The organism is Bacillus sp. PAMC28748, from assembly GCF_014250415.1.
In the GTDB taxonomy this organism is placed as follows: Bacteria; Bacillota; Bacilli; order Bacillales; family Bacillaceae; genus Bacillus; species Bacillus licheniformis.
Genome location: NZ_CP060192.1, coordinates 1,801,353 through 1,825,000 on the forward strand (window position 1 = coordinate 1,801,353; position 23,648 = coordinate 1,825,000).

Genomic DNA, 23,648 nt, shown 5'->3' on the forward strand with positions numbered 1-23,648 from the left:
AGGCGATTCGCATTTTTTCTACACTTGCCGTGACTTAGGTTTTCTCAGCTTGTAAATCGCGATCAGCATGATAAACCAAACCGGCGTGACAAATAAGGAAACACGGGTGTCCTGCGCCAGTGCGAGCACAATGAGGATAAACGCAAGAAAACCGAGAACCACATAATTTGAAAACGGGTAAAGCGGCATCTTGAATTTGTTTCTTTTCGCTAAATCCGGTCTAGTTCTGCGGTATTTCAAATGGCAGATGACGGTTATTCCCCAAATAAAGATGAAGCATATCGTCGAGATGCTTGTAATGAGCGTAAACACTTGCTCAGGCATGATATAGTTCAGCATGATGCCAATCAGAATAACGACCGCTGAGAAAAACAATGCATTGCCCGGCACTTTGCGGGAGGTCAGTTTGGTCATAGCGCCGGGCGCATTATGTTCTTTCGCGAGCGAGTATATCATCCGGCTTGTGCTGAAGACTGCGCTGTTGCTTGCCGAAGCCGCCGATGTCAGCACCACAAAGTTGATGATGCTTGCAGCCGCAATGATGCCGACCGCTGCGAAGACTTGGACGAACGGACTCTCATTAGGATTGATGACATTCCACGGATAGATGCTCATGATTACAAGGAGCGCACCGATATAAAAAAGCAAAACCCGAACGGGGATATTGTTGATCGCTTTAGGAATGACCTTTTCGGGATCTTTCGTTTCCCCCGCTGTCAGCCCCACAAGTTCGATGCCTACAAACGCAAAGACAACCATCTGGAATGAAAGGAGAAATCCGTGCAGTCCATTAGGAAACATGCCGCCGTGGCTCCAAAGGTTGTGAAAGGCGGCAGTGCCCGAATGGGTGGAAAATCCTTTGAAGATCATGAAAAGTCCGATCGCGGTCAGCGCCAATATCGCAATGACTTTGATTAACGCGAACCAGAACTCCAATTCTCCAAAAAGCTTGACGGTGGCCAGGTTCATGATCAGCAAAATGATCAGGGCGATCAATCCGGGCAGCCATTGCGGTACATCAGGCAGCCAGTATTGGGTATAAAGCCCGACCGCGGTTAAATCGGCCATTGCGAGCGAAATCCAGCAAAACCAGTATGTCCACCCCGTTATAAATGCCGCCATGTCGCCTAAGTAGTCTCTTACAAAGTCGACAAACGAATGGTATTCCAAATTGGATAAGAGCAGTTCTCCAAGAGAACGCATAATGAAAAAACAAATGATTCCCGTAATCAGATAAGCAAATAAAATCGACGGTCCTGCAAAATGGATTGATTTCCCCGAACCAAGAAACAGCCCCGTTCCGATCGCCCCGCCGATGGCGATGAGCTGAATATGCCTGTTTTTCAGGCCTCTCGATAATTTTTGTTCGTGTATATCGTTGTCAGTTACATCTTCTGTCACTTTATGTATGCCTCCATTTTTTGTTTTTAAGCCTGATCTCCCGCATGTTTTAAAGTCTATTATAACATTAAAATTTGAAGTAATTGATCATATCGGCTTGTGGGATAGAATTCATCTGTTATCGTCGATAACACTTCAAGCAGAGACATCATTCAAAAGTATGCCGCAAAAGATGACAGAGTTATACCGGTTTCCCAGGAAAACTCAGATCCGAACAAAGGGAAGAAACAGTACACGGCTTGTTTTTAATGGTTTTGTTATTGAGAGGTCCTAAAACGCCAAGCTGCTGCGCTCGTCCGCTTTCGTGATACAATATAAGCACCTGAGAGAGCATGATGTTTTAGGAGGGACAAAAGCTGAACAAAAATAAATTTAAACGCAGTCAATCGGTTTTTTCGGCAATGCTGATCCTAATCGCGGTGTATGTTCTGTATACATTGTTTGAAAATTTAATTCTTGATCCGCAATCAACGTCCTTTCTGAGCCATAAATCTCACCTGCGAGACTCCTTTCACCTCCCGATCTGGCTAAAGGTGATGTATGTTCATGTCATTGCCGCTTGTTTGGCGATGGTTTCGGGAGCTGTCAACTTCTCCAGCGGCTTGTTGGCCAAAAGCCGCAAAATCCACCGGCTTAACGGCTTTATTTACGTCGTCTCGGTGATGGTAGTTACGCTATCATCAGGCTATATGGCACCCCATTCTACGGGAGGTAGAGCCGTCAGCATAGCCTTTAACATGGTGAACATGTATTGGCCGGCGGCCACTGTTATTTCCGTCATCAAAGCACGGCGAAATCAGTTTACAAAGCATCGGAATTGGATGATTCGCAGCTATCTATTCTGTTTTACCAATCTGTTTATTCATTTCATCACGTTTGTGTGCCGAAGCGGATTCGGTTTGCCATACGATATCAGCTACACGATAGGCGTTTACGGGGCGATTGCACTGAACGTGGCGGCAGCTGAGTTCGTCATTCATTTTACACGCAGAAAAGCGGTGGACATTTTGCATACAGCTGGATTCGATAAGGTATAGATAATTCGCTGTGCCAAGGGTATTTGAGCCCTTGGCATTCTGTTTTTTTAGCTCTTACAAACAAGTACAGGGCTATAACTGTTGCGGCAGGAACCATTTTTCTCTTGATCTCTTATTTTTATGTAAGTTTAAGCTGGGTTTAAGGTCAGTCATGTAAACTTTGAAGGATACCGTATATGGAGGAATAGAAGCATGGATGACAGAATTGAAACAAAAGAGCCGATGCCTTCATTAATCGGCTTGATCACGAACCCGGCATTGCAGTTTGAAAGAATGAAAAGGCGGCCGGCGGTTGCTCTGCCGATGTTTATTGTATTCGTTTTATCGGTTTTATCTGCTTATCTTTATATTTCAAAAGATTTTCCCGATACGTATACCTACTTTGGAATGATCATATTTTTATGGGAGTTTTTAAAGACGGGGATCTATTTGTTTGTATCAGCTTTAATATTATGGCTGATCGCGACAATAGGGGGCGGAAAAACAAACTTTGTGACGATGTTTTCGTTGGCGTCTTTTGTAGGCTTTGCCAAAATCATTGGCGACGTGATAAACAATACAGTTTATCGTTTTGCGAATGTGCCGGAAGGGACTTCGTTTACATCTTTGCACGATGTTTTTTCGGCCGTCGAGCCTTATAAAAGCATATTGGGCGTGTTTGATATCTTTATGGTTTGGGCGCTTGTGTTAGCGGCTGAAGGTCTTCAGAAAGCGGGTGGAGCTTCGAAACGGGCTTCATGGATCGCCGTTGCAGTTTTATTTATTCTCAAGTTTTTGTTCGCTTGTTTTTTTGGTTTGTTTGCCGCATTGTTTGAGGATATTTTTTAGAATTTCGATTCGGATTATTTCAATATACAAAATCAGTTTCTCGCGAGGTTTATATCGGTGTTTTTTTTCTCTATCCGCTAAAAGGGAGCAAGGGCTACGGAGCAAACCTTTATATATGGTTTGCTCTTTTTTTGTTTCTCATCATTGATTTGCGCAAACCGGCATTCTGGCGACTCAATTTCCTTCGCCTCCCTTTCCGGTATTTTTCAGGGTAGAATAAATGAAGTGATGTTTTCTTTAAAAAAAACACGTCTTTCCGCAAACTATTTTTCGCACTCCCGCGTCTATCCTAATGTAACAGCCGTATATACGTATATTCGAAAAAGGAGTTCTTTATTGCAATGAAGAAACAAGCAGCCAGAGCGTCTCTTGTCGCTTGCATAACAGACCGGAAAGAAGACTTTTACCGGCTGGCATACAGCTATGTGAAAAATCAAGAAGACGCCTTAGATATTGTCCAGGAATCAATCAAAAAAGCGCTCGATTCCGTCGATTCCGTTCGCAATCCGGATACGATCAAAAGCTGGTTTTATAAAATTTTGGTGCGGACGGCAATCGATTTTTTGCGCAAACAGAAAAAACTAAAGGTTATGGATGATCAAACGATCGAGTTTTTAAGCCAGGGCAAGGAAGATACCTACCGGGATACAGATCTCCATGAGGCGCTTGATGAGTTGCCGCAACCCTACCATACCATTATTGTTCTGCGGTTTTTCGAGGATCTCAAACTGGAAGAGATAGCGGAAATCACAGGCGAAAACTTGAATACGATCAAAACGCGCCTTTACAGAGGATTGAAGCTTATGCGCATCCAATTGACGAAGGAGGATCTTTCTTAATGGATAAGAAATTGGAACAGCTGAGAAAAGCATATCAAAACGTCCCCATTCCGAAGGAGCTGGATCAGGTTGTCGAGACTGCGCTTCAGCATAAACCGAAGAAGAAGAGAAGGATAGTGGTATGGCCCGCATCAACGCTGGTCGCGGCGGCTGTACTATTGGCTGCCGTCGTGAATATCAATCCCGGAGCAGCGCAGGCCATGTCGCAGATACCTGTCATCGGCAAGGTCGTTAAAGCCATCACATTCACCGAGATCAAACAGAAAGATGGAGAATCGAGCATTGACGTGAAAACACCGGCTCTTTCCGGCTTGAATAACCGGGAGCTCGAAAATGGCATCAACGAGAAATATGTAAAGGAAAGCCATCAGCTTTACCGGGAATTCATGAAGGAGACGTCCCGGAATAAAAAAGGGCATCTCAGCATCTACAGCGATTATGAGACAGTCACGGATACGAAAGATTTGATTTCGATTCGGCGAAGCGTCGAAAGAACGGAAGCGTCCAGCTATACCGAACGGCGCTATATCACCATTGACAAAAAGAATGAAGTCCTGCTCACCTTGAAAAGCTTGTTTAAAGACGACCGGTATATCACCGCCATCAGCGAAAACATTAAAGAGCAAATGAAACAGCAAATGAAAGATGATCCTGATAAAATATATTGGATCGGTGACGAAGAAGTCGAGCCATTCAAACGAATCAAGGCCGACCAAAATTTTTACATTACAGAGAATCATAAACTGGTGATTTCGTTTGATGATTATGAAGTCGCTCCCGGCTATATGGGCGCGGTGGAGTTTGAAATTCCGACTAAGGCGATTTCGAACCTGCTGATCGGCGACCGCTATATCCGCTAGTGAAAGAAATCCATGATTCGCTGAAATCATGGATTTCTTATTTTTTTACAACTTTGTAACAACATATTCTGCAGGAAACTCTTATACTAGAGAGACGGCATTACTCAGGGAAGATAAAAATGACGATTTTTTGAAACAAAAAACCGTCCTGACTTCGTCTATAATATCGGAGCCGTAAAAGGCACGAAACATACAGAAGAATCGTACGTACATATCATTGGAGGAATACCATGCGAGATCAGACACAACAACACCGTTACATACCGGGGTTAGACGGCCTTCGGGCTTTTGCCGTTTTGGCGGTTATCGCTTACCACCTCAACATGAGCTGGGCCGACGGAGGCTTCATTGGGGTTGATATCTTTTTTGTTTTATCAGGATATTTGATTACATCGATTATCCTGCCGGCGTATGGAAATGACATTTCCCTCACATTCCGCGATTTTTGGGTGCGCCGGATACGGCGGCTGCTTCCAGCGGCGACGCTCATGATTTTCGCAACCGTCATATGGGTCGCTTTGTTTAACAGAGAGCTGATGCATACCGTACGGGGAGATGCGATCTCCTCTCTTTTGTATGTCAGCAATTGGTGGTTTATCTTTCACGACCTGTCATATTTTGATAGTTTCGGATCGCCGTCTCCTTTAAAAAACTTGTGGTCACTGGCGATTGAAGAACAGTTTTATTTTATCTGGCCGATCATTTTGCTGTTGGGCATCTACATATTTAAAAAGCGGGAGAGGTTTGCAGCGGCGGTTGTGCTGTGTGCGCTTTGTTCAGCCATATGGATGAGCATCCTGTACGTCCCGGGCGGCGATCCGAGCCGTGTATATTACGGGACGGATACACGCGCTTTCGAGCTGTTGATCGGATGCGCATTAGCCCTTGTGTGGCCGATGAAAAGGCTGTCTGGGAACAGGCTCCCCAACAGCCTCAAGCATGCATTGCACGGAACTGAGCTTGCCGCTTTCGCGCTGCTTATGATGTGCATTTATTTTGTCGATGAATTCAGCCCGTTTCTCTATCACGGCGGAATGCTTATAATCAGCATAATCGCAGCTATTTTGATTGCATGCGTCAGTCATCCGAGCAGCTTCCTGGGCTTTGCCCTTTCCGTGAAGCCGCTGCGCTGGATCGGGAAAAGGTCGTACGGCATTTATCTTTGGCACTATCCCGTTATCGTGCTGAGCACGCCTGTTCAGGAGATTGGAAATCCGGTGTACTGGCATGTTGCGATGAAGGTCGCCGTTACATTTATTCTGGCGGAACTTTCGTATCGCTTTATTGAGAAGCCGATCCGAAAAGACGGTTTTAAACCGTTTGTCAGCCGGGTTTTTCTGGATAAGATCACGGAATGGAAAACGGCTTCCGTTCCAAGCAAAATATCAATCGGCCTGATGTTTGCCGCGCTCCTCGTTTTTGCAGGGGGTCTGTCGGGATTGGCCGACGAAAAGAAACAGCCGCAGCAGGCCTATTCAAAATCTTATGAGGAAACAAGCGCCTCAGCGGATCAGCCGGCTGACAAAAGTGAAGAACGGCAGGACGATAAGAAAGCACAAACTGAGAGCGGAAATGAGAGTAAAACCGGAAACGGGGAGGAATCGTCAGATACGAAAGATGAGCAGTCTGCGGAAAAAGAGCCGGATCGCATCGAAAAAGAAGTATTGGCTGTCGGGGATTCGGTCATGCTGGACATCGCTTCAAGCCTGCGCCGGAAGATTCCGGGAATCACAATCGACGGACAGGTTGGAAGGCAAGTGAGGGAAGCGCTTCAATTGACATCAACCTACGCCTCCTTTAATCATCCGGACAAAGCCGTCGTCATTGAATTGGGAACAAACGGCTATTTTACGGACGGCCAATTGGACGCTTTGCTTGATGCTTTCTCAAAAGCGGATGTCTATCTCGTGAATACGCGCGTCCCCCGACAATGGGAGAGCAAGGTGAATGAATCGCTTCGGAAGCATGCGGACAGCCGTCAAAATGTGACATTGGTCGATTGGCACGCTGAAGCACTGCAACATCCCGAATATTTCACCGCCGACGGCGTCCACCTGATGCCGAAAGGTGCTGAAGCCTTGGCATCGCTTATCGTCAAAGCGATGAAATAATCTATAAAAAGAGGCTCTCCTTTAAGGAGGCCTTTTTTTATGGCAATAAAGTCAATTGGGTGCATTTATTTTTCATGCAACCGCCTTTCACTGTTCAAAAAATATGGTACAATATACAAATGTTTTGCAGCCTGTAACAATAGAAACAGAGATGTTAACTAGGTTGATAGAAAGGTTTTGATGTTTTTATGCTTCATAATCCAGTTGGAAAAGAGAGGTTGGCATTGGCTTTTCTGCTCGGAATGCTTGCCATACTTGGACCTCTTAATATCGATATGTATTTGCCGAGCTTCCCTGAAATAGCGGATGACCTGGGAGCCGGTGCGTCGCTTGTGCAGCTCAGCTTAACGGCTTGCTTGATCGGCCTTACCATCGGCCAGCTCGTGATTGGGCCTGTGAGCGATGCGAAGGGAAGGCGAAAACCTTTATTAATTTCGATTTCGCTGTTTGCGCTGTCTTCACTGTTTTGCGCGCTGTCGCCTAATATCGCGACATTAGTGCTTGCCCGTTTTTTACAGGGATTTACCGCTTCGGCTGGAATTGTGCTGTCGCGCGCCATTGTACGGGACGTGTTTACAGGGAGAGAGCTTTCTAAATTTTTCTCGCTTCTAATGGTTATCACCGCGGTTGCGCCGATGGTCGCGCCGATGACGGGGGGAGCCATCCTGCTTTTGCCGTTCGCTACTTGGCATACGATTTTTTATACGCTGGCATTGATCGGATTGTTACTAGTACTCGTTATCTCGATGAAATTGACTGAAACATTGCCGCCCGAAAAACGGATTCCAAGCTCAATCGGTTCGTCTCTCAAAACGATGGGGAGCTTGTTGAAGGATCGGTCTTTTATCGGCTATGCGCTGACTGTCGGTTTCATTCACGGAGGCAGCTTTGCCTACGTATCCGGAACGCCTTTTGTATATCAGGATATCTATGGGGTTTCTCCTCAGGTGTTCAGCGTGCTGTTCGGCATTAACGGCCTCGCCATTATTTCGGGAAGCTTTATCATCGGGCGATTCGGGGGAATCATTCATGAGAGGAAGCTCTTGCGGATCGCGGTCATTACCGCTGTCATCGCGACATCCGTTCTCCTGACGATGACGATTTTGAAAGGACCGCTTGCAGCGATTGTCATTTCAATCTTTATCTACATGATAACCATCGGAATGACGTTGACAAGCACATTTACGCTGGCGATGGAAAACCAGGGGCACCGTGCGGGCAGTGCAAGCGCAATGCTGGGCATGCTTCCGCTGCTGCTCGGTTCGATCGTTTCGCCTCTCGTTGGAATGAATGAAACAACGGCCGTTCCAATGGGTGCGATCATGTTCATCACTGCTGTGATCGGCTCTTTCGCTTTTTTTGCTTTAACGCGGGAAAACCAGGGGGAGCGGTAAAGGTAAAGGACGGAATCACTTGATTCCGTCCTTTTGTTGTTATAGAGGCGCCCGCTGGATGGCGGAGTCTGAGACGTCCGCGGATTCATTGATAGAAATGACCATTGAGACAGCGGTCCCGCTATCAGGCGTACTTTCGATATTCAGTTCACTTCCGCAGAAGTGTTTCAGCCTGCGGTTGATATTTTTCATACCGACACTATGAGTGAAATGAGAAGAAAAGATATCTTGTTGTTTCTCCGGCGGCATGCCGATTCCGTTGTCCTCTATCTTGATATAATAGCGGTTTTCGCTTTCTTTTTTTGCCGTCAGCTTGATCCAGCCTCCGCCTCTTTTCTTGCTGATGCCATGGTGGACGGCATTCTCGACAAGAGGCTGAATCATTAAAGGCGGAAGGGTAAAGTCGATGTCTTCCTCAATATCGTAAATGACGTCCAGCCGATCGCCGAAGCGCGTTTTTTCAATGGAAAGATACGAATTCACAATCGACAGTTCATGCTTGAAAGAACTCATCCCTGATGTATTTTGAAAGTCAAAACTCATTCTCAAGTAGTTTGTAAAATCAGCCGTCACTTCGCGCGCCTTTTCAATATCCAAATGACTGAGCGCGATAATGGTATTTAATACATTGAAAAGAAAGTGCGGCTTGATCTGCGATTGGAGGAATGCCATCTCCATATTTGTCGCTTGGGCTGCCGTATCTTTCATCATGATCAGGTTTTTAACGCGGGCTGCAAATTCAGTGTAGTTGTACGGTTTCTGCAAAATGTCATTTGCCCCAGCGTGAAAAGCCTTGTATTTATCATGGTCGATGATGGCTGCCGTAATGATCAGAACCGGAAGTTCCACCATTGTGAACCTTTCGCGGATTTTCATGCAGACTTCAAACCCTGTCATATCCGGCATCATCAGGTCCAAAATCACCAAGTCAAGCTTTGAACGGGAGACGACTTCGAGAGCCTCATGGCCGCTTTTTGCTGCGATGACTTGATAAGGAACGCCTTCAAGCATATCGGCCAAAATTTTTAAGCTTTCGATGTTATCATCGACGATCAAAACAGTTGAAGCATCCATTTTCTTTGAGTAGTACGGCGTGCTGATAGAAACATCGGGCAGATCTCTGACGGCTTGCTGTTGAGGCATGTTCTCCTTCTTCGCGTCAGGAAGAGGGTCATTTTTTGCAACAGGCAGTGTGAAATGAAATGCCGATCCTTTCCCTTCTTCCGATTCTACCCAGATCTCTCCATTTTGAAGCTGAACGAGCTGTCTGACGATGCTTAAACCAAGCCCGGCTCCGTCGTCTTTATGGTTTTTTGCTTGTTGAAAAGCTTCGAATATCAATTGACGCACGGCTTTTGGTATGCCGACTCCTGTATCTGCTACTGTAATTTTGACCTTCTCTTGGTCGAGCCTTTCGGCGGAGAGCGTAATCTGCCCCTCCGGCGTATACTTGATCGCGTTATCAACCAGGTTGGTCATGATTTGCCGGAAGCGGTTTTCGTCGGCCAAGACGAGCGGCAGTCCGGATGGAACACGGTTTACAATCCGGACATTTTTATTTTTTGACAACAGCCGATAGAAGTCCATTTCCGTGCTGATCGCCGAATGGGCATCGACAGGAACGGCCTGAATCTGCAGCATGCCCTGCTTCATTTTTTCCAAATCGAGAATGTCGTTCACCAGACTGGAGAGTCTGTATCCCATGCGGATGACCAGCTGCAGATTTTCTTTTTCTTCCTCTAACGTCCTTTTTCTCTTCCTTGCCAAAAGGGTCTGGCATATATTAATCATGCTGTTCAGCGGCGTTTTAAATTCATGTGATGTTTTGGCGATAAACTCGTCTTTTAATCGATTCATTCTGAGCAATTTCAAGGACAGGATTTCGTTCTCGCGGAATGCGCCTGCGAATTGCTGCGCCATCATCAGTACAGCCGCCAGCAAAGCGATGATCGACGGCACGGCATAGAGCGAATTGAATGAAAAGCCTCTTTTGCCGCTGTAAGCAGAAACTGTCGTTAAAATGACGAATGCGCTCATCGAGATCGCTGCAATCGTAAGATAAAGGCTGCCTTTCATTTTCCGAACAGCAGAAATCGCAAACACATACGTAATATAAATCAAAGTCGTGACGGCAAGAACAGAGTGCAATATATATGCGAGACGGTCTGTGTAACCCCAGGTAATAAAATCAATCATCAAAACCAGTACAGAAAATGCAGTCGCGGCGATTATCCATTTTTTCGAAACGATTTCTTTGTAAGCGAAATATAGATAGAGAAAAACCGCCATACTGACAAGCACCATTGTGGTCGCCCTCACGACGCTTAAAGCTGAGAATGAGATAGACGGAAAGAGAAGAAAGATCATTCGTTCTCTTCCGATTAAAAGCACTATGACCGAAAAAAGAAGACACATCGTGGAAAAAAAGAATAAGTGCTTATCCTTTCTTCGATGCAGAAAAAAGCCGAGAAAGTATAAACCGGTAATAAAGAATGCTGTGATCATGCTGGTTTCATTTAAAAAAGAGATTTTGCTTTGGTGTAAAATGTGCTGCTGCATCCCAAAGGCAATCGGTTTTTCTATCCCCCATGAAGGTGTTTTTTTGAAGTTCGAAAATTGTACAATCAACTCGTTGTCTCCGCGGCGAACCTCGAAAAAACTCGTATAAGGCCTGTTTTGCGCCGTGAAATTCGCTTTGTTTGAAGGGGTTCCGCTCTGCCCGATCAATTTGCCGTTGAAATAAACTCGGTTTGCGCTGTTTATAAAAGAGGTGCTGATTCCGAACATCTCATTGTCTTGCTTTGACCGGATCATCAGTCTGTATGTACCGTAATCCACGTTTTTTCCTGAATCGGTAAGTTTGACATTGTTAGGCACATCGGAATAAATGGGGGCTTTTCCTTTGCCTGCATGAATGTCCTTTGGGGAGAGAAGCTGGTTTCGGTATAGTGCCCATTCTCCGGTGAGCGCGATGTTCCCGTCTTTCTGAAAATCCCATGTTTCCAGATTGATGATTCCTTGCTTCGCTTCAGGGTAGTTTTGCTCGGACAATTGGTTGTTAATGAATAAGAAAATAAAAAAGAAGCCGGCATAGCCGAGAATAATCGAAATGAAAACAAATAGCTTTTTCAACATGAGCACTCCTCATTCCACCTGCTGCAGTCTTGTCGAATCTTATGAATATTGTACTCTTAAATGTTAATAAACGACAAGATTAAGAAAATGAATCCAACTAAATAGGTCCGTAGACATGATATAATCATTATCATAATTTCCAGATGATTCGATGAAAAATGGGGTGGGTGTGTCGTGAAAGCGTTAATTGTGGATGACGAGGAACTGGCATTGCTTCATTTTAAAAATATGCTTGAACGAACAAATTGCTTTCGATTCATTGAAATGTTTCAAGATCCGGCTGATGTTCTGGAATATCCGGATATTCGGGATATAGACACGGTGTTTCTTGACATTGAAATGCCGGGGATAAACGGGATTGAGCTCGCTGAAGCGATTCAATCGATGAATGAAAACATTCAGGTTGTTTTTATCACGGCTTATAACGATTTTGCCATAAAAGCGTTTGAATTAAATGCGGTGGATTATTTGCTTAAACCCGTCGATTACGTCCGGCTCGTGAAGACGGTTGAACGGATCAGGGAAAACAGCTTGCTAAAGGCTTCAGCGGTAAATGCCGGAGGGGACTATTTCATCCAATGTTTTGGGAATTTGCAATTTTACAAAGCAGAGAAGGGCGTCAAAACATATATACCTGTTAAGTGGAGAACATCCAAGGCCCGTGAAATTTACGCGTATTTGCTTCATCATCACGGCCATGTGATCAGCAAAGACGTGCTGATCGACCTGTTCTGGCAGGATCATGATGTCTCTAAAGCAAGCACTCAGCTATATTCAGCGATTTATCAAATCAGGAAATTAATCGATAGGCTTCCTTTCGGTCAATCCATCGAGAAGACTGACACAGGATATGTCCTCCGGATTTCCGGTGTGAAAGTGGATGCTGACGAATGGGAAAAGTCGCTGAAAGAGGCTCCTCCCATCCATATGGCGACGATCAACAGGCACATGGAATTGCTGCTTGCATACGAAAACCATTACTTTATGGAACACGGTTATTTGTGGGCCGAACCCGAAAAGACGCGGCTTGCCCGGATCTGGCTTGGAAAAGCTTATGAACTGGTCGATTTTCTTATTCATGAAAAAGACTACCGCCGGGGGCTTGATATATGTCTGCTGGTCGAGAAAATCGAACCGTGCGATCATAAAATCATCCAATACAAGATGCAGCTGTTTAATAAAACCGGGAATGTAGAAGAAGCGATCAAGGAATATGAGCGCTATAAACTTATGAAGGACAAAATGAATTAAAGGTAAACGCGAGACCGGATCAGCCGGTCTTTTTTTATGCCATTTTCAGCTTACATTTCGATGTTCAGAAATTGTATAGTTCCATCCCATACAATGTAGTTTGGTTCGGATGATGTCAGCTGACATAAAGCAAAATTCATACCCGCGACATCTTGACTACCGCCGCTAAACATACAGCAACGATTTTAAAAGCCTGTCATTCTGCAAATAGAAAAAAATTTTCAGGAGGGAGGCCGTCCATTTCCAGGCTCAATCGATCCGTACACAAAAACATTATAAAAGGGGAGGAATCACAATTTGAGATCGAAAAAATATTCGTTCAGCCTCAGCAAAAAAAGAGGGCTGAAATCATTTTTGGTCACTTGCCTGGCATTGTATTTGATCTTCAGTCAAGTTGTCGGCTTTACGCTGACGGCAGTGGCTACCGGCACATCAACAGGCGGCAGCGTGTTTTTTGATTCAGTGACAATCAAAAACAGCGAAGATCAAACGGTTGACGGCTCAAAGGGAGACGAACCAGCATTAAAGCCGGGAGACAAAGTGACACTCACATACGAGTGGTCGTTAAAAAACGATGAAGAAGCCGGCGCCGAAAACAGTTTCACTGTAGAGGTACCTAAAAGCTTCGAATTCGCTCAGGATGCCGAGGGAGAAGTGAAATCGGCAGATCAGCAGATCATCGGCAGCTATCAAGTGAAAGCGGACAGCAACATTTTTACCGTAACTCTAAAAAGCCCTGCCGAGGGCTCTGCCGGAGCAAAAGGGGCCATTGCGCTGTCAGCAAAGTTTGCCGCAGATATGAAAAGCGATACAAAAACGGTCACAGCTCTCTTTCAACTCGGAGCAGGCAAGACACAGCAAGTGATCATACCCGTGAATACAGGCTCCGAATCGGAAACGGCGAAAAATGATCCTCCGTCATCTGAGGACGATCAGTCAGACGATCAATCAAAATCTTCAGGAGGACAGGACCAAGAGGAAACGAAGAAAAAAGCTGCCGACGCTGAGAACAGCGATTCAAAACCGGCGGCATCTTCCAGACTGGCGGCAGCCGGAAGCCTTGCGTCCGGTGGCAATCAAATCACCCAAAATATTTTAACCGGCGTGACGCTGACGGATGAGCACGGAAAGCCTTATGACAAAAGCAATCGAGCCGACACGAATTCTCCGGCGAAAATCTCAATTACTTGGGACATCCCGAATGAGCTCGGAAAGACGATAAACGACGGCGACCGCTATGAATTTGATCTGCCTGAAGCTTTTATCATGTACAACGACATTACGAATCAGCCATTAAGCTCAGACGGCATCACGTACGGCTATTTTTCAATTGATACAAAAGGCCACGTTGTGATGACGTTTAACGGCGAAGTGAAAGAAGATTCGAATGTCAAAGGGACGTTGTTTGTCAACACCCAGTTCAACGCACAAAAAATAAAAGGCTCGACGACTCAAAAGATTCCTTTTCCGGTGAAATCAGACACTCCGGAAGTAACGGTTTATTTCAAACCAAAAGTAAGCAAAACCATTGATAAATCAGGAACTTTCGATAAAGGCATCAACCCCGGGCAGGTCACATGGACAGTCGACCTCAACAAAAAATTGGATCAGGTGAAAAATGCCAAGCTGCAGAACTTTCCAGAGGGGCTGACCTATCGTTCTGTCAAAGTTTATCAGCTGGATGTCAACATAGATGGTTCAGTCAGCCGGGGAGATGAAGTTCTTTCAGGCTACACCGTAGACGCAGATGGAAATGTCACATTCGACGGTGAGATAGATTCGGCTTACCGCCTCATCTATGTGACGGACATCGATGACTCCGCAAAACCGAACGAAGGCGGAAACGCTGCATTTAGGAACAAGGCAACGTTCGGCGGAGACAATCTGGAACCGGCTTCTGCAGAGGCCTCTGTCACGGCCAAATACGGGAAAATGATCGAAAAATCGTCGACAGGTTATAAAAGCGATTCACAGACGTTCAGCTGGACGATTTTATATAACTATGGAGAGAAAAAAATCGACGAATCCAAAGCGAGCATAACAGACTCGTTTGGTTCCGCTGATTTGCATCTTGTTTCAGATTCCTTAAAGGTGATTCCGATTACTTTCAATCAGAACGGCAGTGAGCAGGCTGGAACGCCTCTAACGGAAGGCAAGGATTATACGCTCTCTGATAATGGAAGCGGGTTTGAAATCAAATTTAACCAAGATGTTACCGGAGCTTACAAAATCACGTATCAAACCGAGGTCAACAGCGGAGTAATCATCGATAAATCAACAACCTATACGAACACTGCAGTGACCGGAACAGGAGAATCAAAGAAAGCTTCAGGTACAGCCGTTCAGCAGAATTTGATAAAAGGCTACTCAAACATTGATTACAAGAAGAAAACGGTCGATTGGACGATCGCAATCAACAAAAACAACTACACGATGAACAATTGGAAGTTGGATGACAATTTCGAAAGCGGCGGGCTCACGCTCCTCGACGGATCATTCCGCCTTCAGGATGTGACGAATAACAAAACGCTTGAAGAAGGCAAAGACTATACATTGATAATAAAACCGGATCATGAAGGTTTTCTCCTGGAACTCATCGGAGATTATGCGACAACGAACAGCCAGCTTAAGATCACGTATACCACGAATATGAATGCCGACTTTTCCAACGAAAATGTCAAAAACACGGCAGAATCAACGTGGACTGATCACAGCAGCACTGAACGCAAAAATAAGGAAGCGAGCAGTTTTACGCCGAATCGCCAGACATCCCACAACGGCTTCAAACACGGCTTATACAACGCTGTTTCAAAAGAAATCACGTGGAAAATCGGCATCAACTATAATGGAGAGCCGTCAAAAAACCCTTATATTAAAGATTCTTTAGCAGATGACCAGCAATTTGAAAAAGGCTCGGTTGTCGTCAAGAGCTATTCAGTTAATAAAGACGGTTCCATCACAGAAGGAGACATCCTGCCCGCCTCCCAATATGATGTGGAAGAGCCGTCGGCTGCCAATAAACAAACTTTGACCGTCCATTTGAAAACGGACGATTCCGTCCCGTATCTTATTGAATTTAAAACATCGCTAAAAGGACAGGTCATTAAGCACGATCCTTACACCAATAAGGCCACGTACCATAATGCCGGATATTCAGAGCGTGAGTTGACGGCATCCGTTTCGGTCGCAGACGGAGGAAGCCTCGTTTTCAAAGGAGGCAAACAAAACGGAGGTTATGTCGATTGGAGCATCAATGTCAACGCGAGCCAGTCGGTGTTGGAAGATGTAAAAGTCACCGATACTCCGGATACCAATCAAATTTTAGCTGAAGATTCTTTTAAAGTTTATCAGGCTAAATATGATGAAAAAGGTGCAGTCAAAGACAGCAGCGGAAATCTTGTCCCGGATGATGTTCAGCTTAAGAAAGGCGAGGACTATACACTGGATATCAAGACCGACAATGCAACCGGCGAACAATCATTTGTCCTGAAATTTACAGGCGATTACAAAAAAATCGACCGCGCCTATGTTATTCAATATCAATCATTGATCAATATTGCCGGCACGAGCGGCCATGTTAACAACAAAGTGTCGATTTCGGGAACGAATGTCCAGGAACAGACCCAGGAAAACAACAGCTCGGTCTTTGTTGCCGTTTCAAGCGGCGGCGGTTCAGGCTCAGGGGAAAGAGGAAGCCTGACAATCCTTAAAACGGGAGAAGACGGGACGCCGCTTTCCGGAGCAGATTTTCAATTGCGGACAAAAGATAATGAGCAGCTCCTGCGGACAGGAACGACTGACGACAACGGCAAGCTGACATTCGGCAATATTCGCTATGGCACTTACATTTTAAAAGAAATCAAGGCGCCTGACGGATATACGATCAGCGACGCCTATGCAGACGGGGTCTCCGTTGAGATTAACAGCAGCTCTTCAAGTGCCGGAGCGCTTTACAAAGTCGTGAATGAGAAGAATAAGGTGACGCTTATCAAACAAGACGAACAAAAGAATCCGTTGGAAGGAGCCGTGTTCAAGCTGGAGAAAAAATCCGGCGATGGCGCCTTTACGACAATACGTACAAATATTAAGAGCGACAAAAACGGAAAAGTTGAGATCAACGGTTTGCCGCCCGGCGATTATCGTTTGCTGGAAACGAAAGCGCCTGAAGGTTATCTCTTAAATACAAAAGAACTCGGCTTCTCCGTCAAAACGAATGATAAGAATCAAGTACCTGACGTTGATTTAGGAACATTGATCAACTATAAAGGCAGAGCACATTTAACGAAAGAAGATGCAGAAGGCCGTCAATTAGAGGGGGCTGAATTCAAGCTCATTGATCATGAAGGCAAAACCATTCATGAAAAGCTCACCTCAGATCAAGACGGGAAAACCGCGGTATCTGACCTTGCGCCTGGCCGCTATGCCTTTGTTGAAACCAAAGCGCCCGAGGGCTATGTGATAAACAGCAAGGCAATCGAGTTTACCATATCTGAATCGGCAAAAGAAAAACCGGAATCCGTGGACGCAGGCAAAGCCGTCAACTATAAAGGTTCGGTTTATTTGACAAAAGAGGATGCGGAAGGCCGTACGCTGAAGGGCGCTGAGTTTAAGATCGTTGATCATGAAGGCAAAACCGTTCATGAAAAGCTCACTTCCGATGAAGACGGAAAAATCGCAGTTTCAGGCCTGGCGCCTGGGCGCTATGCTTTCGTGGAAACGAAGGCGCCCGAGGGCTTTATGTTAAACAACGATCAAATAGAATTCACCATCCCGGGCTCAGCTGAAGGGAAACCGGAGCCGGTTGATGCAGGCGCCGCTGTTAATTATAAAGGCTCGGTTCATTTAACAAAAGAAGATGCGAAAGGCCACAAGCTTGAAGGAGCCGTTTTTAAGATCGCAGATCAAATCGGGAATACCGTACAGGAGGAACTGGTCTCAGATCGAAATGGAACTGTTACGGCTTCAGGCCTGGCGCCTGGGCGCTATGCTTTCGTAGAAACGAAAGCGCCTGATGGATTTGTATTGAACAGCGGGAAAATCGAGTTTGTCATCCCGGATTCCGCTAAAGGAAAACCTGAACATGTAGATGCGGGCACATTCGTTAACTATAAAGGTTCTGTTTACTTGGAGAAAAAAGATGAAGACGGCAATGGATTAGAAGGAGCCGTGTTTAAAATCATTGACAGCGAAGGCAAAACGGTCAAAGACGATTTGATCTCTAAAGAAGGCGGCAAAATCGAGGCTGGCGATTTGGCGCCGGGAAGCTATCAATTTGTTGAAAAACATGCGCCTGACGGCTACCTGCTGTCAACAGATCCGATCCCATTTTCCATTACCGGGAAACACGAAGGTGAGCCGAAACAGGTTAAACTGACGGCTCTCAACAAGAAAAACAGCGTTGTGCTCACAAAAGTCGGCCAGGATGACAAGAGCGCCGGACTTCAGGGAGCGCAGTTCGATTTGACAGATGAAACCGGCAAGGTGCTGAAAACCGGTTTGGCAACAGACGCAGACGGCCGGATCACAGTGTACGGTCTTAAGCCCGGTAACTACCAATTTGTCGAAACAAAAGCGCCTAAGCATTATCAATTGGATAAGACGCCAATATCGTTCACAGTCAAAAATACTGATACAAAGCAAATCGAACTGACTGCAGAGAACCAATTGACACCTGGCGATGTGAAACTGACGAAAGTGGACAGCAACAATAAAAAGGCTGTTTTAAAAGGAGCCGAATTCAAACTGCTCGATGCCGATGGAAAGCCAGTTAAAGCCGGAGGCAACAGCAAAAAGCTGCCGGCAGTCTGGACTACAGACCAAAACGGGCAGTTCACAGCGGAGGGATTGGCACCTGGACGCTATCAATTTGTCGAAACGAAGGCTCCTGACGGTTACAAGCTGGATGAAACACCGATTCCTTTTGAAATTAAAAAAGGACAGACAAAACCGGTCGAGGTGATCGCGTCCAATGAAAAACTGAAAACGCCGGCTGTTGATAAAGGCGCACCGGACCCGAATTCGGGAGACCCTAAAACAGATAACAAAGGCACACCGGACCGAAATTCGAAAGGAGATCCTAAAACAAATGACAACGGTCATTTGAAAGATACGCTTCCGAAAACCGGTGACACAGACAGCATCATTCCGATCATGATCGGCATCCTGCTGATTCTGTCTGGAGGAGCCTTCGCTTTCTTCACAAGAAAGAAACAAAGAAAGGCGTAAACGAATCATTGAAGCACCTGATCATTGAACCGGTCAGGTGCTTTTTTAAAGAAAGGACTGTGAGGCATGTATAAAAAAATGATCGTTGCCGTGCTTGTCATATCAGGAATACTCTTCGTCTTGTCTCCTTTCATTAAAGAAAGCATCATCATCAATCTCAACAAGAATAAAAATTTTGATTTGACTGCTGAACAGGCGGAACAAAACAATGCACAAAAGGCTTCATTTGATTTTGAGGCGATTCAGCCGCCTTCTATTTTGGAAACAATAAAAGCCAGCCTCGATCGTGAATCAAAAGCGGTCATCGGCCGGATCACCATAAGCAGCGTCAATCTCAAGCTTCCGATATTGAAGGGCACAACCAATCAAAATCTTCTTTACGGAGCGACAACAATGCGACCCGATCAGAAAATGGGCGAAGGCAACTACCCGCTGGCAGGCCATCATATGAAGCGGGAGAGCCTCTTATTCGGTCCCCTTCTCAACATTGAAAAAGGAGATACCGTTAAAATCACAGACTTTAAAAAAGACTATATATACGCTGTGACGTCGAAACAATTCATTTCTGAAATGGACACAGATGTGATTCAAGAGACGAAAAAAAAGGAAATTACACTGATTACATGTGACAAAGCTGTGAGAACCGAAGGACGCCTTGCTGTCAAAGGAAAGCTGATTCATGTTGCTGTACACAGATAATTGAATGTCCGCTGCAGGCAGGCAAAAATACTGAGGGATTGCCCCTTGGTATTTTTTTATTGGGACTAAAATTCTATACATCACAAAAAAATGACAAAAAGATCACTATGAAATGACAAGAGTAAAAAAGTAATGAGAAATAACAAAAAAAGAAAATGAAACGATGCGGATTGGATATTTTTCTTTCATACCGGGGTTGGCGGCGATTTTACTCAATGAAAATAGATAAGTTTTCTGAAATTTATATTGACTGAAAGCGCTTTTAAAATTATGATAATATCAGACCTAACAAAGATGTACCAAAAACATAACTATAACCTAACAATTTATTTAAACGGAATAGAAATGAAAGCGATTCCAAAATATTCCGTTGCGGGTAATTGGTTGCAAGGAGGCTTCAGCTTCCATCAAAATAAAATTTTTAATTTTCTGTTAAGGAGGGGTTGCTTGGGGCGAAACTTTCAAAAGTTAGATATGAAGCTTTTAGGAAAAAGAAATGAGCTACTATTAAGGATGTTTCGAAAACCTTTGGAAATAAATCAATTTTCATTTAAACAAAGGCGGGGGAAATCAATATGAATGAACAGGGAAATCAGAAATCATTTTTGCGTACTATTATTTTAGTCTCGACGTTCGGCGGGCTTCTATTCGGGTATGATACCGGAGTAATCAACGGAGCCTTGCCTTATATGTCTGAAGGAGATCAGCTGAACCTGACAGCATTTACAGAAGGATTGGTCGCGAGTTCGCTTCTCCTGGGAGCCGCATTGGGAGCGGTGTTCGGCGGAAGGCTATCCGATTATATCGGACGCCGCAAGAACATCATTTTTCTAGCTGTACTTTTCTTTTTCTCGACGCTTGGATGTACGCTTGCGCCTGATGTGACGGTTATGGTTATCTCACGGTTCCTGCTCGGAGTTGCCGTAGGAGGAGCATCTGTTACAGTCCCGACTTACTTGGCTGAAATGTCTCCTTCAGAAAAAAGGGGACGAATGGTTACCCAAAATGAATTAATGATTGTCTCCGGACAGCTTTTGGCATTTACCTTCAATGCCATCCTCGGAACCACAATGGGCGATTCCTCACATGTTTGGCGTTACATGCTGGCCATTGCCGCAGTCCCGGCTGTATTCTTGTTCTTTGGTATGCTGAGAATGCCCGAAAGTCCGCGATGGCTTGTCTCTAAAGGGAAAAATGAAGCGGCGCTGGGTGTTCTGAAAAGAATCCGCAAGGAAAAAAGGGCGCATTCGGAAGTTGCTGAAATCGAAGCTGCAGTCATGAAAGAATCGGAAATGAAAAAAGCGAATTATAAGGACCTGGCTGTTCCTTGGGTGCGCCGAATCGTATTTCTTGGAATCGGTATCGCTGTCGTTCAGCAGATTACCGGTGTAAACTCTATTATGTATTACGGAACAGAAATTCTTAAAAATGCCGGGTTTGAAACTAAAGCTGCACTCATCGGCAATATTGCAAACGGTGTCATTTCAGTATTGGCGACGTTCGTGGGGATTTGGCTTTTAGGAAAAGTGGGACGCAGACCGATGCTGTTGACCGGTTTAATAGGAACGACATCAGCTTTGCTGCTTATCGGCATCTTCTCAAACGTCCTTCAAGGTTCAGCTGCTCTTCCTTATGTCGTACTTACGCTGACTGTAACCTTCCTTGCATTCCAACAAGGCGCCATTTCTCCTGTAACATGGCTCATGCTTTCTGAAATATTCCCGCTTCGCGTACGCGGCCTCGGGATGGGCGTCACCGTGTTTTGTTTGTGGATCGCCAATTTCTTTGTCGGATTCTCGTTTCCGATACTGCTTGAATCGATTGGGCTGTCCTCGACATTCTACATTTTTGTCGGACTTGGACTTCTTTCCATTGCATTCGTGAAAAAATTCCTTCCTGAAACAAAAGGCCTCACGCTTGAACAGCTTGAGCATAATTTCCGCAACTATAAATCGGAAACAGCACAAAGCGGTGCAAGCGCTAAAATCAGCGGGTGACCATTTGAATTGTTGAGGGACATGCAGGTCGAGTCTCAACGGCAGAGCATAAGAGCATATAGATGAAGCATTTGAAGTTTGCAGGCGGAAATTTTCCTATAGCGAAGATTTCTGCCTGCATATTTGTATGTATCGGAGGCGTCTTAGATATCCTAAAAGAAGATCTTGAATAAAAGCTTCATTAAATGACCGTGCAAAAGTGCTGTCGAGGTTAATGGTTTATAGTTCGGTTCAGTATATATTGTAATGAAGTTGGGGAACATTCAATAAAACATCACATAAGATGAAAAGGCAAGTAAAGCGTCATTTATTATGAATGGCTGTAAGCATTATTTTTTCAGGGGTATAAAAAATGAAAAAAGTGTTGACGGATCAGTTGGATGCATGATATATTGTTATTCGTCGCTGAGACAACGAAGTTACAGCTTTTAAATACAGATATTATATTCATCATTTAAAGGGTGTACAAAAATCTTAAAATGTGTATAATGGATAAAGTCGAAACAAAAAAGACTTCATTCATTCGGCAGAAAAACTTCAAAAAACTTCTTGACTTTAACTGATATTCATAGTATTATAGTTAAGTCGCCTGATGAAGCGCCCGTAGCTCAATTGGATAGAGCGTTTGACTACGGATCAAAAGGTTAGGGGTTCGACTCCTCTCGGGCGCGCCATATATTCGCGATGCGGGTGTAGTTTAGTGGTAAAACCTCAGCCTTCCAAGCTGATGTCGTGAGTTCGATTCTCATCACCCGCTCCATTTTTAGAATGATCTTTGAAAACTAAACAAGACAAAACGTACCTGTTAATTCATTAAATAAATCGTACATGCGAATGTGCGTAGTCAGGGGCCTGCACGATGCAGGTCATGCAGATGTTGTCACAGGATGTGACGAACTTAATCTGCGCTCCATTATTTCATGGAGAGTTTGATCCTGGCTCAGGACGAACGCTGGCGGCGTGCCTAATACATGCAAGTCGAGCGGACCGACGGGAGCTTGCTCCCTTAGGTCAGCGGCGGACGGGTGAGTAACACGTGGGTAACCTGCCTGTAAGACTGGGATAACTCCGGGAAACCGGGGCTAATACCGGATGCTTGATTGAGCCGCATGGTTCAATTATAAAAGGTGGCTTTCAGCTACCACTTACAGATGGACCCGCGGCGCATTAGCTAGTTGGTGAGGTAACGGCTCACCAAGGCGACGATGCGTAGCCGACCTGAGAGGGTGATCGGCCACACTGGGACTGAGACACGGCCCAGACTCCTACGGGAGGCAGCAGTAGGGAATCTTCCGCAATGGACGAAAGTCTGACGGAGCAACGCCGCGTGAGTGATGAAGGTTTTCGGATCGTAAAACTCTGTTGTTAGGGAAGAACAAGTACCGTTCGAATAGGGCGGTACCTTGACGGTACCTAACCAGAAAGCCACGGCTAACTACGTGCCAGCAGCCGCGGTAATACGTAGGTGGCAAGCGTTGTCCGGAATTATTGGGCGTAAAGCGCGCGCAGGCGGTTTCTTAAGTCTGATGTGAAAGCCCCCGGCTCAACCGGGGAGGGTCATTGGAAACTGGGGAACTTGAGTGCAGAAGAGGAGAGTGGAATTCCACGTGTAGCGGTGAAATGCGTAGAGATGTGGAGGAACACCAGTGGCGAAGGCGACTCTCTGGTCTGTAACTGACGCTGAGGCGCGAAAGCGTGGGGAGCGAACAGGATTAGATACCCTGGTAGTCCACGCCGTAAACGATGAGTGCTAAGTGTTAGAGGGTTTCCGCCCTTTAGTGCTGCAGCAAACGCATTAAGCACTCCGCCTGGGGAGTACGGTCGCAAGACTGAAACTCAAAGGAATTGACGGGGGCCCGCACAAGCGGTGG

The 23,648-nt window shown here is 45.3% G+C and carries 12 protein-coding genes, 2 tRNA genes, 1 rRNA gene and 1 pseudogene (1 of these 16 only partly in view); 13 read left to right on the plus strand and 3 right to left on the minus strand.

The annotated features are described in order from the left end of the window. Positions 1-18: 18 nt before the first annotated feature. Entirely contained in the window at positions 19-1,401 is a 1,383-nt protein-coding gene (locus tag H7F26_RS09165; protein ID WP_003179200.1) for an amino acid permease, read from the minus strand. A gap of 401 nt (positions 1,402-1,802) precedes the next feature. Between H7F26_RS09165 and H7F26_RS09170 the strand changes: the two genes are divergently transcribed. The 6 genes from H7F26_RS09170 (at position 1,803) to H7F26_RS09195 (ending at position 8,470) form a co-directional block, all read left to right on the plus strand. After that, positions 1,803-2,438, plus strand: coding sequence for a DUF2306 domain-containing protein (locus H7F26_RS09170; RefSeq protein ID WP_003179202.1), 636 nt, complete (start codon positions 1,803-1,805; stop codon positions 2,436-2,438). 192 nt (positions 2,439-2,630) lie between these two features. Continuing rightward, entirely contained in the window at positions 2,631-3,266 is a 636-nt protein-coding gene (locus H7F26_RS09175) for a YknW family membrane protein (protein ID WP_003179204.1), read from the plus strand. A 341-nt stretch (positions 3,267-3,607) separates the two neighbouring features. Continuing rightward, a complete protein-coding gene (locus H7F26_RS09180; RefSeq protein WP_003179206.1) occupies positions 3,608-4,105 on the plus strand; it encodes an RNA polymerase sigma factor SigV in 498 nt (165 codons plus the stop codon). Then, complete coding sequence (locus H7F26_RS09185) at positions 4,105-4,965, plus strand: anti-sigma-V factor RsiV (RefSeq protein WP_009330109.1); 861 nt, start codon at positions 4,105-4,107, stop codon at positions 4,963-4,965. Before H7F26_RS09180 ends, H7F26_RS09185 begins: the two co-directional genes overlap by 1 nt. A 230-nt stretch (positions 4,966-5,195) precedes the next feature. After that, complete coding sequence (locus H7F26_RS09190; protein ID WP_003179210.1) at positions 5,196-7,076, plus strand: acyltransferase family protein; 1,881 nt, start codon at positions 5,196-5,198, stop codon at positions 7,074-7,076. A gap of 188 nt (positions 7,077-7,264) precedes the next feature. After that, positions 7,265-8,470 (plus strand): Bcr/CflA family efflux MFS transporter, encoded by a 1,206-nt coding sequence (locus H7F26_RS09195; protein ID WP_003179212.1) that lies wholly within the window; start codon positions 7,265-7,267, stop codon positions 8,468-8,470. 39 nt (positions 8,471-8,509) lie between these two features. Here H7F26_RS09195 and H7F26_RS21920 read toward each other — a convergent pair whose 3' ends face one another. Together H7F26_RS21920 and H7F26_RS21925 are read right to left on the minus strand one after the other, a co-directional pair. Next, positions 8,510-9,613, minus strand: a complete 1,104-nt coding sequence (locus tag H7F26_RS21920) for a response regulator (RefSeq protein WP_305954424.1) — start codon at positions 9,611-9,613, stop codon at positions 8,510-8,512. Between the two features lie 96 nt (positions 9,614-9,709). Then, positions 9,710-11,605 (minus strand): annotated as a pseudogene (locus tag H7F26_RS21925) (ATP-binding protein); the annotation flags it as partial. A gap of 174 nt (positions 11,606-11,779) precedes the next feature. On the opposite strand from H7F26_RS21925, the gene H7F26_RS09205 reads away from it, so the two are divergent. The 7 genes from H7F26_RS09205 to H7F26_RS09235 all read left to right on the plus strand — a co-directional run. Next, the gene (locus tag H7F26_RS09205) at positions 11,780-12,856 is read left to right on the plus strand and encodes a response regulator (protein ID WP_003179215.1); all 1,077 of its coding nucleotides are present in this window, start codon (positions 11,780-11,782) and stop codon (positions 12,854-12,856) included. 297 nt (positions 12,857-13,153) lie between these two features. After that, on the plus strand, positions 13,154-19,081 hold the full coding sequence (locus H7F26_RS09210; protein WP_061565990.1) for a SpaA isopeptide-forming pilin-related protein: 5,928 nt from the start codon (positions 13,154-13,156) through the stop codon (positions 19,079-19,081). A 66-nt stretch (positions 19,082-19,147) separates the two neighbouring features. Beyond that, entirely contained in the window at positions 19,148-19,780 is a 633-nt protein-coding gene (locus H7F26_RS09215; protein ID WP_003179219.1) for a class A sortase, read from the plus strand. A gap of 575 nt (positions 19,781-20,355) precedes the next feature. Continuing rightward, a complete protein-coding gene (locus H7F26_RS09220) occupies positions 20,356-21,777 on the plus strand; it encodes a sugar porter family MFS transporter (RefSeq protein WP_003179221.1) in 1,422 nt (473 codons plus the stop codon). 597 nt (positions 21,778-22,374) lie between these two features. After that, positions 22,375-22,451: transfer RNA gene (locus H7F26_RS09225), tRNA-Arg, on the plus strand. A 12-nt stretch (positions 22,452-22,463) separates the two neighbouring features. Beyond that, a tRNA-Gly gene (locus H7F26_RS09230) sits at positions 22,464-22,537 on the plus strand. Between the two features lie 157 nt (positions 22,538-22,694). Further along, positions 22,695-23,648: ribosomal RNA gene (locus H7F26_RS09235) — 16S ribosomal RNA — on the plus strand (it continues 596 nt past the right edge of the window).